This window comes from Acinetobacter sp. Colony158 (genome assembly GCF_019264745.1).
Taxonomy (GTDB): domain Bacteria; phylum Pseudomonadota; class Gammaproteobacteria; order Pseudomonadales; family Moraxellaceae; genus Acinetobacter; species Acinetobacter ursingii.
On record NZ_CP078523.1, the window covers coordinates 1,419,603 to 1,430,845 of the forward strand.

General features: G+C 43.8%; 14 protein-coding genes. 11 read left to right on the forward strand and 3 right to left on the reverse strand.

All coding sequences use genetic code 11. The features are described from left to right. Positions 1–42: 42 nt before the first annotated feature. Positions 43–663 carry a LysE family transporter gene (locus JR005_RS05710; protein ID WP_218665704.1) on the forward strand — a complete coding sequence of 207 codons (621 nt, stop codon included), beginning with the start codon at positions 43–45 and terminating at the stop codon, positions 661–663. Positions 664–665: 2 nt separating this feature from the next. Here the strand turns inward: JR005_RS05710 and znuB are convergent, their stop codons facing one another. Genes znuB through JR005_RS05725 form a run of 3 tightly spaced genes read right to left on the reverse strand, consistent with a single transcriptional unit; the run spans position 666 to position 2,749 of the window. Then, positions 666–1,484, reverse strand: a complete 819-nt coding sequence (gene znuB / locus JR005_RS05715) for a zinc ABC transporter permease subunit ZnuB (protein WP_005001670.1) — start codon at positions 1,482–1,484, stop codon at positions 666–668. A gap of 3 nt (positions 1,485–1,487) precedes the next feature. Further along, on the reverse strand, positions 1,488–2,279 hold the full coding sequence (gene znuC, locus JR005_RS05720) for a zinc ABC transporter ATP-binding protein ZnuC (RefSeq protein WP_004985638.1): 792 nt from the start codon (positions 2,277–2,279) through the stop codon (positions 1,488–1,490). Further along, positions 2,249–2,749, reverse strand: a complete 501-nt coding sequence (locus tag JR005_RS05725) for a transcriptional repressor (protein WP_004985636.1) — start codon at positions 2,747–2,749, stop codon at positions 2,249–2,251. The genes znuC and JR005_RS05725 overlap by 31 nt, the downstream gene beginning before the upstream one ends. A 122-nt stretch (positions 2,750–2,871) precedes the next feature. On the opposite strand from JR005_RS05725, the gene JR005_RS05730 reads away from it, so the two are divergent. The 10 genes from JR005_RS05730 (at position 2,872) to JR005_RS05775 (ending at position 11,046) form a co-directional block, all read left to right on the forward strand. Further along, positions 2,872–3,711, forward strand: coding sequence for a metal ABC transporter solute-binding protein, Zn/Mn family (locus JR005_RS05730; protein ID WP_218665705.1), 840 nt, complete (start codon positions 2,872–2,874; stop codon positions 3,709–3,711). Between the two features lie 170 nt (positions 3,712–3,881). Beyond that, positions 3,882–4,280, forward strand: coding sequence for an ATP synthase subunit I (locus tag JR005_RS05735; RefSeq protein WP_004985632.1), 399 nt, complete (start codon positions 3,882–3,884; stop codon positions 4,278–4,280). Between the two features lie 100 nt (positions 4,281–4,380). Next, a complete protein-coding gene (gene atpB, locus JR005_RS05740; RefSeq protein ID WP_004985629.1) occupies positions 4,381–5,256 on the forward strand; it encodes a F0F1 ATP synthase subunit A in 876 nt (291 codons plus the stop codon). Positions 5,257–5,339: 83 nt separating this feature from the next. Beyond that, on the forward strand, positions 5,340–5,585 hold the full coding sequence (atpE, locus tag JR005_RS05745; RefSeq protein WP_000424060.1) for a F0F1 ATP synthase subunit C: 246 nt from the start codon (positions 5,340–5,342) through the stop codon (positions 5,583–5,585). Between the two features lie 38 nt (positions 5,586–5,623). After that, positions 5,624–6,094 carry a F0F1 ATP synthase subunit B gene (locus tag JR005_RS05750; RefSeq protein ID WP_004985627.1) on the forward strand — a complete coding sequence of 157 codons (471 nt, stop codon included), beginning with the start codon at positions 5,624–5,626 and terminating at the stop codon, positions 6,092–6,094. An 11-nt stretch (positions 6,095–6,105) separates the two neighbouring features. Next, positions 6,106–6,642: a F0F1 ATP synthase subunit delta gene (locus tag JR005_RS05755; protein WP_004985625.1), complete on the forward strand. Its 537-nt coding sequence runs from the start codon at positions 6,106–6,108 to the stop codon at positions 6,640–6,642. A 42-nt stretch (positions 6,643–6,684) separates the two neighbouring features. Next, entirely contained in the window at positions 6,685–8,229 is a 1,545-nt protein-coding gene (atpA, locus tag JR005_RS05760) for a F0F1 ATP synthase subunit alpha (protein WP_004985624.1), read from the forward strand. A gap of 76 nt (positions 8,230–8,305) precedes the next feature. Then, positions 8,306–9,175, forward strand: coding sequence for a F0F1 ATP synthase subunit gamma (gene atpG, locus JR005_RS05765; RefSeq protein ID WP_004985623.1), 870 nt, complete (start codon positions 8,306–8,308; stop codon positions 9,173–9,175). A gap of 29 nt (positions 9,176–9,204) precedes the next feature. After that, a complete protein-coding gene (gene atpD, locus JR005_RS05770) occupies positions 9,205–10,599 on the forward strand; it encodes a F0F1 ATP synthase subunit beta (protein WP_004985622.1) in 1,395 nt (464 codons plus the stop codon). Between the two features lie 27 nt (positions 10,600–10,626). Beyond that, positions 10,627–11,046 (forward strand): F0F1 ATP synthase subunit epsilon, encoded by a 420-nt coding sequence (locus JR005_RS05775; RefSeq protein ID WP_004995460.1) that lies wholly within the window; start codon positions 10,627–10,629, stop codon positions 11,044–11,046. Positions 11,047–11,243 lie beyond the last annotated feature (197 nt).

An 11,243-nucleotide genomic window follows, 5' to 3' on the forward strand; every position in this document is an offset into this window, starting at 1 on the left:
AAAAAACTATACTATTCACATTATTTTTAGCGGTTTTCATCGATGTCCTTTCAAATCTGGCTGGGATTCATGCTCGCATGCTGGGCGATTAGCATATCACCGGGTGCAGGTGCGATAGCCTCTATGTCGAGTGGTCTAAACTACGGTTTTCGACATGGTTACTCGAATGCGATCGGTTTACAGCTCGCTCTGGCCTTACAAATTATGATTGTTGCGGCGGGGGTTGGCGTACTTTTTGCGACGACCTCTTGGGCATTTCTAGTGGTTAAATGGTTTGGCGTAATTTATTTACTATATTTGGCTTATAAGCAATGGACAGCACCGATACAACATATTGAAATTAAGCAGGAAACTATATATCAATCACGCCGAAGTCTGATGTTAAATGGTCTTGTGGTGAATATGAGTAATCCCAAAGCCATTGTATTTTTACTGGCAGTATTACCTCAATTTTTAGATTCGAACCGTCCACAGTGGCCACAATACACAATTATGGCATTCACAATGATCACTATCGATTTAATTGTGATGGCAGGTTATACAGGACTCGCTGCTAAAGTACTGCGCCTACTTCGCTCACCAAAACAGCAAAAATATTTAAATCGCAGCTTTGCCATCATGTTTGCGGTCGCTGCATTGCTGCTCAGTTCGATTCATCAATGAGTCTAAAGTTTTATACTTTGACCGCGTATCGCTTTCAATTTTTGTATCACAAAAATGATCGCAAATAATAATGCCATGCACAGCACAATACTTAAGCCTGTCGAAATATTAATCACTGCACTAGACCAGAGTCCCACAGTCACACCAATCTGGGCGCAAATAAAAGCCCAAATAACCATCTGTTTGGGTGAGTTTGCTAATAGTCTGGCAGTTAGAGCAGGGATGACCAGCAAAGCCCCCATTAATAATGAACCTACCGCACGTAGGGCCAAAACGGTAAACAATGCTAGCAGCAACATAAAAATCAAACGTTGCCATTTTGCATTGATCCCTTCGCTCATCGCGATATCAGGGTCAATTGCAATCTGGATTTGTGCTTTCCAGTAGCGGTAAAGCACAGCAAGCGCCAAGCCAATAATGATGACAAAGATAGGTAAATCTTCCCAGCCAATTGCAAGCAAATCACCAAAGAGATAGCTCAATAACTCAGGTCGTAAACTAGGAATTTGTTGGATCAGTAATAAACCTGAACAGAGTAAAGTCGCTGAACACAGTGCTAGTAATGCATCATTGGGCAGGCGTGGGTCATGTAATACCCAAAGTATCCCAACCAATAATAATGCGAGCATCGCGACACCAAGCCAAAGCGGGAGCTGTAGAATTCCTGCGACCGCGACGCCAAGTAATGTTCCATGCGCCATCGTATCTGCAAAAAAGGACATTCTGCGCCAGAGCATTAAGCAGCCTAAGGGTGCTGTCAAAAAAACCAGTAAACTTCCCATCGTCCAGGCAGGAAGCAAAAGTTGTAACCATTCCAGCATTGCTTAAGCTTCCGGTTCAGGGTGAATATGAGGATGGTCGATATGTGTACATGTCTCAACATGATCACCATGCGCACAGTGATCGTGATGGTGCTGATATGGGACACGTTGTCCACCAAAAATGGCCAGATATTCTGGGTGTTGCTGAACACTCTCAGGTAAACCACTACAGCAGATGTGTTTATTTAAACACACAACCCGTTGAGTCCCTTGCATCACCCATTGCAAATCATGTGAAACCATAAGTACAGCACAACCATAACGTTCAGGCAGGCTTCGTACATATTCATAAAGTTCGGCTTCGGATTGGATATCCAGCCCCTGCATCGGTTCATCCAGCACCAAAATATCGGGCTGGCGCAATAAAGCACGTGCTAAAAGTACACGCTGTTTCTCACCACCAGACAGTTGTTGTACTTTGGAATCCTGTAATTTGGAAATACCAGTATCACGAACAATCTCATTGCGTAATTCACGGTCACATTTTTCCAAATCAAGTAAGTCTTTGACTCTTAATGGCAAACTGTGTGAGGGATTGAACTTTTGTGGTACATAGGCCATTTTATTTTTTTGACTGCTCACTACTTTGCCTTGTGAGGGGTGGGTAATCCCGAGCAATACTTTGATGAGTGTCGATTTGCCTGCGCCATTGGGGCCAATCAAGGTGACAATTTCATTTTGATGTAATGAAAAGTCGACATTTTTTAGAATATCCCGATCATCCAAATGAACTGATACGCGATCTAGTCGAATCAGTTCAGGCATCAGTGTGACAGCTTGCTGCACTGTTGGCATTTTCCAGAAATCTCGATAATGGTATGTTGAGCATTAAAATGATCTGAACCTGCCAATTGATGTAATTGTTGCAGCAAGCCTTCAGAAGAAGCTTCCTTCACCACATGACATTCATTACAAATCAAAAAAGCAGCTTGATGCCCTTCACGAGGATGGCAGCAAGGAATATAGGCGTTGATCGAAGTCAGACGATGAATCAGTCCTTTTTCCAATAAAAAATCAAGGGTACGATAAACCGTAGGTGGCGCTGCTGGACGATCAGATCCACTTTTGATTTTTGCCAATAAGTCGTATGCCCCCATCGGACCAGAAGCGTTTAGAATTAAAGCCAGAACTTCTTTACGCAAAGGCGTCAGACGTGCTCCTGTCGAGGCGCAAAGGCTTTCCGCTTCAGCTAGACGTGTGGCAACATTCAGGTGATCATGTACACCATGTAAGGCATTATGATGTTCGTGTGAACAAGCACTCATAGACAAACCTCATTATTTTATTGAATAGTAGCATGAAGTCAGGCTGCTATCGAATAAGCGTAGGTGTTTTTCAAAATTTGTTATATTATAACATGAGTTGTTTATCTAGGTTCGATTTTGTTATGTTTCGTTTTGCGGTGTTCTGGCTATTTTCTATTATAACGACGCTGTCATGGTCACAAGCGCCGCTGGTGATTGCAACTCATCCGATTTATTTGATCGCCAAAGAAATTACACAAGGGATAGAAGAGCCTCAGTTATTGCTGGCAAATCAATCTGGACATGATATTCAACTGACCCCAGCACATCGCAAAGCCATTCAAGATGCATCCTTGGTAATATGGCTAGGCAAAGCCCACGAAGCACCATTGGCGAGTCTGCTACAAAATAATCCTAAAGCGATTTCAATTTTGGATTCGCAAATTGTGACGATTTTACCGCGTCGAAGTACCCGTAACGTTCCGTTAGACAATACCATTGACACTCATGTCTGGTTAGATCCCAATAATGCTGTGCGTATTGGTTTTTTTATCGCTGCGCTGCGCTCACAACAACATCCTGAAAGTAAAGCCAAATACTGGGAAAATGCACGACGCTTTGCTCAAGAAATGTTAGTTGCAAGTCAGGGCTATGAGCGTAAAACAGTACAACCTTATTGGTCGTATCATGATGCCTATCAATATCTGGAACGCGCGCTGAATTTAAAATTTGCAGGTGCATTGACAGATGACCCACATATTGCAGCGACTGCTTCGCAGCTCAAATATTTAAGTGATAACCGCCCCAAACCGAGTATGTGTCTTTTGGCTGAAGGAAATGCCAATCAAAATCAATACCGAATCTTGAATCCAATCGTATTCCAGCGTGTCGATGAAAGCATGAATGAAGACCAGGATTTTGTTGATGCATGGAAGAAACTCGCCAGTCAAACCACAAAATGTGTCTTAAATGCAAGCAAATAAGCTCAAAATGCCTGACATCCAGATGATTTGAGTGTAAACAAATCATCTAAAAAAACACGACTTAGGTCGGTAAAAGATTGCATGTTCAGGGGTGTAACTCTATAATGCCTGCGATTAAAAACGATCATCAGCGTAATTTGTCAAGCATTCATGCTGTAAGTGGATAAACAATGAGCCGAACTAGTCGCTTGATTGACCGACGATTAGCGAAAGCTCTGGTCTTCTTACAAGCATTAATGATTCCTTTAGCTGCGATTATGGCATGGCTTATCCACGATGGTGTGGCCGCAATGAGTGCCGCTTTAGGAGCCTTGGTCTGCTGGCTTGCCAACCTATATTTTAGCTGGCAGTCATTTCGAACGGCAGGGGCTAGAGCATCGAGACAGGTTCTATCGAACATGTATCGAGGCATGCTAGGGAAGTTCGGAATCGTGATCGTGGGTTTTATTTTGATTTTAAGCAATGTTAAACCGCTGTCTCCAGCGGCATTGTTTTGTGGTTTTATTCTCGTTCAGACCATGTCGTGGGTCGCTCCATTTTGGGTTTCACGTCTACAGAAACGAGTCTAGACACATCCAAAATTGAAGATTTTTTGAGGACTACGAGATATCAGGCAGCGCGCGATATTCGTTTCCTTATTTAGTAATTGACATTGACCAGGTGTGATTTATGGCTGCTGAAGAACATGCCCTTACTTCGACCGAGTACATCAAGCATCACTTGACCAATTTAACCTATGGCAAAATGCCAGATGGGACTTGGAAATTGGCTGAGAATGCGGGTGAAGCTCAACAGATGGGGTTTTCTGCTATTCACTTGGATTCAATGGGTTGGTCGATCGGACTGGGTGTCATTTTTTGTTTGATTTTTTGGTGTGCCGCTAAAGCTGCAAATGCAGGGGTGCCATCAAAATTTCAATCTGCAATCGAAATGATTATCGAGTTCGTTGATTCCAGCGTTCGCGATACCTTCCATGGTAAATCACGTCTTATTGCACCACTGGCATTAACCATTTTCGTGTGGATTTTTCTCATGAATGCCATGGACTTAATTCCTGTTGACTGGATTCCTTATCTGGCTCAACAAGTGGGTGCGCACGTATTTGGTATGGACCCTCATCATGTTTATTTCAAAATCGTTCCAACAACAGATCCGAACATTACCCTTGGTATGTCGTTGTCTGTTTTTGTGTTGATTTTGTTCTATAGCATTCGTGAGAAAGGCATCGGCGGTTTCGTTGGTGAGTTGGCTTTAAACCCATTTAACCCAAGTAACCCAATTGCAAAAGCGTTGCTAATTCCAGTGAACTTAATTCTGGAATTGGTTACTTTCCTTGCACGACCAATTTCATTGGCACTCCGACTGTTTGGTAACATGTACGCAGGTGAGTTAATCTTCATCCTGATCGCGTTACTTCCTTTCTGGATTCAATGGGCGTTGTCTGTGCCTTGGGCGATCTTCCACATTCTTGTAATCACCTTGCAAGCATTTATCTTTATGATGCTGACCATCGTGTACTTGAGCATGGCAAGCGAAAAACATTAATGGTATTTGCCTAACTGTTAGGTTAACGGTTAGGTTTAATTTTTATTTAATTTGGTAATAACCTAACCTCTGAGGAATTTTTCATGGAACTCACTTTAGGTCTAGTTGCAATTGCATCTGCTATCTTGATCGCTTTCGGTGCTTTAGGTACAGCGATTGGTTTTGGTCTTTTGGGTGGTCGCTTTTTAGAAGCTGTTGCTCGTCAACCTGAACTTGCTCCGCAACTTCAAACTCGTATGTTCTTAATCGCAGGTCTTCTTGATGCTGTGCCTATGATCGGTGTCGGTATTGGCTTGTTCTTCATCTTCGCTAATCCGTTTGTAGGTTAATCAGCTTAATTCCTAAATCCACATATTGAGGAATTGCAATGAATATTAACCTCACATTGATTGGCCAAGCGATTGCATTTGCGATTTTTGTCGCATTCTGCATGAAGTTTGTTTGGCCACCACTAATCAATGCGATTAGTGAGCGTCAGCGTAAAATCGCTGATGGCTTAAACGCTGCTGAAAAAGCGAAAGCGGATCTTGCTGATGCACAATCACAAGTGAAAGCTGAGCTAGATGCAGCAAAAGCACAAGCGGCTCAATTGATCGAACAAGCGAACCGTCGTGCAGCACAATTGGTCGAAGAAGCACGTACCCAAGCTGCGGCTGAAGGTGAGCGTATTCGTCAACAAGCGAAAGAAGCAGTTGACCAAGACATCAATTCTGCTCGCGAAGAATTACGTCAACAAGTCGCTGCCTTGGCAGTTGATGGTGCAGAGAAAATTCTGAACCAACAAGTTGACGCAGAAGCTCATAATGCCATGCTGACTCAGCTGGCTGCTAAACTTTAAGCGAGGGAAGTATGGCTGAACTCTTGACGTTGGCACGCCCGTACGCCAAAGCAGCATTTGCTTACGCTTCTGAGCAAGGTGCAACTGACAATTGGTCGAATGCGTTACAAGTGCTCAGTGCTACGGTGCAAGACGAAGCATTTTCCGCTTATTTAAATCGCCCTGAGCTTACTCCTGTGGAGCAAGTCGGACTTTTTTCTAAAGTTTTAGGTGAAGAACAAACTCAGGCAGTGTCGAACTTTTTGACATTGCTTGCTGAAAATGATCGTTTGATTCTGTTACCTGAGATTGCAGTAGAGTACGAACAGCTTAAATCACAGAATAGCAACACAGTAGATGTCGTGATTGAATCGGCATTTCCTTTAACTTCTGTACAAGAGCAGTTATTAACCCATGCTTTGGAAAAGCGTTTTAATAGTTCTGTGGTTGTGTCAGTAGAAGTTAACCCTGCGCTTATTGCAGGTGTGGTTATTCGTGCAGGCGATCAAGTGATAGATGACTCTGCGCTTAACAAGCTTGAAAAAATGCGGACTCGTCTTCTTGCTTAACCGCAAAAAGACTGAACTTAAAAAAGATTGAGGAATAGCGCAATGCAACAACTGAATCCATCCGAGATCAGTGCGCTCATTAAACAGCGTATCGGAGATCTGGACACCAGCGCGACCGCTAAAAACGAAGGTACCATTGTGATGGTATCCGACGGTATCGTGCGCATTCACGGCCTTGCTGATGCAATGTACGGTGAAATGATCGAATTCGACGGCGGCTTATTTGGTATGGCACTGAACCTAGAACAGGATTCAGTGGGTGCCGTTGTTTTAGGTAACTACCTAAGCCTGCAAGAAGGTCAAAAAGCTCGTTGTACAGGTCGTGTATTAGAAGTTCCAGTTGGTCCTGAGCTTCTTGGCCGTGTGGTCGATGCTTTGGGTAACCCAATTGACGGTAAAGGCCCTATTGATGCTAAATTGACTGATAAAGTCGAAAAAGTAGCACCAGGTGTTATTTGGCGTCAATCAGTCGACCAACCTGTTCAAACTGGTTATAAATCAGTAGATACCATGATTCCTGTTGGTCGTGGTCAGCGTGAGTTGATCATTGGTGACCGTCAGACGGGTAAAACAGCAATGGCGATTGATGCGATCATCGCTCAGAAAAACTCTGGCATTAAATGTGTCTACGTTGCAATTGGTCAAAAACAATCGACCATCGCTAACGTGGTACGCAAGCTAGAAGAAACTGGTGCTATGGCATATACCACTGTTGTCGCTGCTGCGGCTGCTGATCCTGCTGCAATGCAGTATTTGGCTCCGTACTCTGGCTGTACCATGGGTGAATATTTCCGTGACCGCGGTGAAGATGCGCTGATCATTTATGATGATTTGTCTAAGCAAGCTGTTGCTTACCGTCAAATTTCATTGCTTCTTCGTCGTCCGCCAGGTCGTGAAGCGTATCCAGGTGACGTATTCTATCTTCACTCACGTCTTCTTGAGCGTGCTTCGCGCGTTTCTGCTGACTATGTTGAGAAATTCACGAACGGTGCAGTAACTGGTCAAACTGGTTCTTTAACTGCGTTACCGATCATTGAAACTCAAGCGGGTGACGTATCTGCATTCGTACCAACCAACGTAATTTCGATTACAGACGGTCAGATCTTCCTTGAGACATCATTATTTAACGCAGGTATTCGTCCTGCTGTGAACGCAGGTATTTCGGTATCTCGCGTTGGTGGTTCAGCTCAAACCAAGATCATCAAAAAATTGTCTGGTGGTATCCGTACTGCTCTAGCGCAATACCGTGAATTGGCTGCGTTTGCTCAGTTTGCTTCTGACCTTGATGAAGCAACGCGTAAACAACTTGAGCATGGTCAACGTGTAACTGAGTTAATGAAGCAAAAACAATATGCTCCTTACTCAATTGCTGACCAAGCTGTTTCTGTTTACGCGTCTAACGAAGGCTATATGGCTGACGTTGAAGTGAAGAAAATCGTAGACTTTGATGCTGCATTAATCGCGTACTTCCGTTCAGAACACGCGGCATTGATGCAAAAAATTGATGACACTGGTGATTATAACAAAGACATCGAAGCTGAAATCAAAGCCGGTATCGAGAACTTCAAAGCGACTCAAACTTACTAATTTTTTAGCTTAAGTTTGGTTCACGGAATCAACCCTTCGAAGGCTGTTAAAAGCCTTCGACGACTAGGTTAAGCGTATGGCAAATTTAAAAGAAATTCGCGCCAAAGTAGCCAGTATCAAATCCACGCAGAAAATTACGCGTGCGATGCAGATGGTCGCTGCTTCAAAAATGCGTCGTGCGCAAGAGCGCATGGCTCAGGGCCGTCCGTATGCCGAAAATATGCACCGTGTAATTGCTCATTTGGTACAAGCGAATCCTGAATACAAACACCGTTATATGGTTGAACGCCCTGTAAAACGCGTTGGCTATATCATTGTGTCTTCAGATCGTGGTCTTGCTGGTGGTTTGAACATTAACCTGTTCAAAAAAGTGGTTAAACACGTTCAGCAACAACAAGAGCAGTCAATTGAAGTTCAATTTGCTTTGATTGGTCAAAAAGCGGTTTCGTTTTTTAAAAACTACGGCGGAAAAGTACTTGGTGCAACCACCAATATTGGTGATACTCCAAGTCTGGAACAGTTAACTGGCTCCGTACAGGTGATGTTGGATGCGTTTGATAAAGGCGAGTTAGATCGTATTTATCTGGTATCAAACGGCTTTGTTAATGCCATGACTCAAAACCAGAAAGTAGAACAACTGGTGCCTTTGGCTGCGGCTGAAGAAAGCGAAAGTTTAAACCGTACTTACGGTTGGGACTATATCTATGAACCTGAAGCGGAAGAACTGCTGAATGGTTTATTGGTTCGCTATATCGAGTCGATGGTGTATCAGGGCGTGATTGAAAATATCGCGTGTGAGCAGTCTGCACGTATGGTTGCAATGAAAGCAGCAACTGATAATGCGGGCGAACTGATCAAGAGCCTACAACTTATTTATAACAAGCTGCGTCAAGCCGCGATTACTCAGGAGATTTCTGAGATCGTTGGTGGTGCCGCTGCCGTTTAACATTATTAGTTTGAATTGAGGAGACAGCAATGAGTAGCGGTCATATCATTCAGATCATCGGCGCGGTTATCGACGTCGAGTTTGAGCGCAACAGCGTTCCTAAGATCTATGACGCTCTCCAAGTTGACGGAACTGAAACGACTTTGGAAGTTCAGCAACAACTTGGTGATGGTGTTGTTCGTACAATTGCGATGGGATCAACTGAAGGTCTTAAACGCGGTTTGAATGTAACAAATACCCATGCGCCAATCTCTGTACCAGTAGGTCCTGCGACTTTGGGTCGTATCATGGACGTACTTGGTCGCCCGATTGATGAAGCAGGTCCTGTTGCAACTGAAGCGCGTTTACCGATTCACCGTCAAGCGCCTTCTTATGCTGAACAAGCAGCGTCTACTGATCTTTTGGAAACAGGGATTAAAGTCATCGACTTACTTTGCCCGTTTGCAAAAGGTGGTAAAGTTGGTCTGTTCGGTGGTGCGGGTGTTGGTAAAACCGTTAACATGATGGAGTTGATCAACAACATCGCCAAAGCTCACTCAGGTTTATCTGTGTTTGCTGGTGTTGGTGAGCGTACTCGTGAAGGTAACGACTTCTATCACGAAATGAAAGACTCTAACGTTCTTGACAAAGTAGCGATGGTCTACGGTCAGATGAACGAGCCACCTGGTAACCGTCTACGTGTAGCGTTGACTGGCTTGACCATGGCGGAATATTTCCGTGATGAAAAAGACGAAAATGGTAAAGGTCGTGACGTTCTTTTGTTCGTTGACAACATCTACCGTTATACACTTGCAGGTACTGAAGTATCCGCATTGTTAGGTCGTATGCCATCTGCGGTAGGTTATCAGCCTACACTTGCAGAAGAAATGGGTGTTCTTCAAGAACGTATTACATCAACTAAATCTGGTTCGATCACATCGATTCAGGCGGTTTATGTACCTGCGGATGACTTGACGGATCCATCTCCAGCAACCACGTTTGCTCACTTGGACGCAACAGTTGTATTGAGCCGTGACATCGCGTCAAGTGGTATTTACCCAGCGATCGATCCACTGGATTCAACTTCACGTCAGCTAGACCCTTTAGTTGTTGGTGCTGAGCATTATGAAATTGCACGTTCTGTACAGAACGTATTGCAACGTTATAAAGAGCTTAAAGACATCATCGCGATCTTGGGTATGGATGAGTTAGCAGAAGAAGATAAATTGGTGGTTTACCGTGCGCGTAAAATCCAGCGTTTCTTCTCTCAACCGTTCCACGTAGCTGAAGTATTTACTGGTGCTCCTGGTAAATTAGTACCGCTTAAAGAAACGATTCGTGGCTTTAAAGGTCTTCTTGCTGGTGAATACGATCACATCCCAGAACAAGCGTTCTACATGGTGGGTGGTATTGACGAAGTGATTGCTAAAGCTGAGAAACTTTAATTAGCAACCCTAATTTAGGAGATTCTCATGGCGACGATGCAATGTGACGTAGTCAGTGTTAAAGAGTCAATTTACTCTGGAACAGTGACCATGCTGATCGCAAAAGGTGCGGGTGGTGAGCTGGGTATTTTACCTGGACATGCACCACTAGTGACTTTGCTCCAGCCGGGCCCGATTCGTGTTCAGTTGGAAAATGGTACAGAAGAAATTGTCTATGTATCAGGTGGTGTGCTAGAAGTTCAACCGCATGTCGTGACGATTCTTGCAGATACTGCAATTCGTGCCGACAACTTGGATGAAGCAGCAATTTTAGAAGCCCGTAAACAGGCTGAACAATTGCTTGCCAATCAAAAGAGTGATTTGGACTCTGCGGCTGCACTGGCATCTCTTTCTGAGATTGCGGGTCAGCTTGAAACCATCCGTAAAATTAAAAACCGTGCAATGTAAGTTGCCCGTTTTTAAAAAGCCACCGAAAGGTGGCTTTTTTTATGCTATAAGGTTTAAAAGGAATAAGAGATCATCAGATCAACATGGAATTAATTGAAATTGAACCACATTTTTGGGAACTGTATCGGCAAGAGGAACAGTTATTTTTGAGTATTGCGATTGATCTAAGTTCGGTTGTGTCTTGTTGGGATATCATT

Coding starts and splice junctions, on each gene's coding strand:
- JR005_RS05710 (WP_218665704.1), top strand. CDS start 43: ATGTCCTTTCAAATCTGGCTGGGATTCATGCTCGCATGCTGGGCGATT.
- JR005_RS05725 (WP_004985636.1), bottom strand. CDS start 2,749: ATGAGTGCTTGTTCACACGAACATCATAATGCCTTACATGGTGTACAT.
- atpD (WP_004985622.1), top strand. CDS start 9,205: ATGAGTAGCGGTCATATCATTCAGATCATCGGCGCGGTTATCGACGTC.
- JR005_RS05735 (WP_004985632.1), top strand. CDS start 3,882: ATGAGCCGAACTAGTCGCTTGATTGACCGACGATTAGCGAAAGCTCTG.
- znuB (WP_005001670.1), bottom strand. CDS start 1,484: ATGCTGGAATGGTTACAACTTTTGCTTCCTGCCTGGACGATGGGAAGT.
- atpB (WP_004985629.1), top strand. CDS start 4,381: ATGGCTGCTGAAGAACATGCCCTTACTTCGACCGAGTACATCAAGCAT.
- atpA (WP_004985624.1), top strand. CDS start 6,685: ATGCAACAACTGAATCCATCCGAGATCAGTGCGCTCATTAAACAGCGT.
- znuC (WP_004985638.1), bottom strand. CDS start 2,279: ATGCCAACAGTGCAGCAAGCTGTCACACTGATGCCTGAACTGATTCGA.
- atpG (WP_004985623.1), top strand. CDS start 8,306: ATGGCAAATTTAAAAGAAATTCGCGCCAAAGTAGCCAGTATCAAATCC.
- JR005_RS05750 (WP_004985627.1), top strand. CDS start 5,624: ATGAATATTAACCTCACATTGATTGGCCAAGCGATTGCATTTGCGATT.
- JR005_RS05755 (WP_004985625.1), top strand. CDS start 6,106: ATGGCTGAACTCTTGACGTTGGCACGCCCGTACGCCAAAGCAGCATTT.
- JR005_RS05775 (WP_004995460.1), top strand. CDS start 10,627: ATGGCGACGATGCAATGTGACGTAGTCAGTGTTAAAGAGTCAATTTAC.
- atpE (WP_000424060.1), top strand. CDS start 5,340: ATGGAACTCACTTTAGGTCTAGTTGCAATTGCATCTGCTATCTTGATC.
- JR005_RS05730 (WP_218665705.1), top strand. CDS start 2,872: ATGTTTCGTTTTGCGGTGTTCTGGCTATTTTCTATTATAACGACGCTG.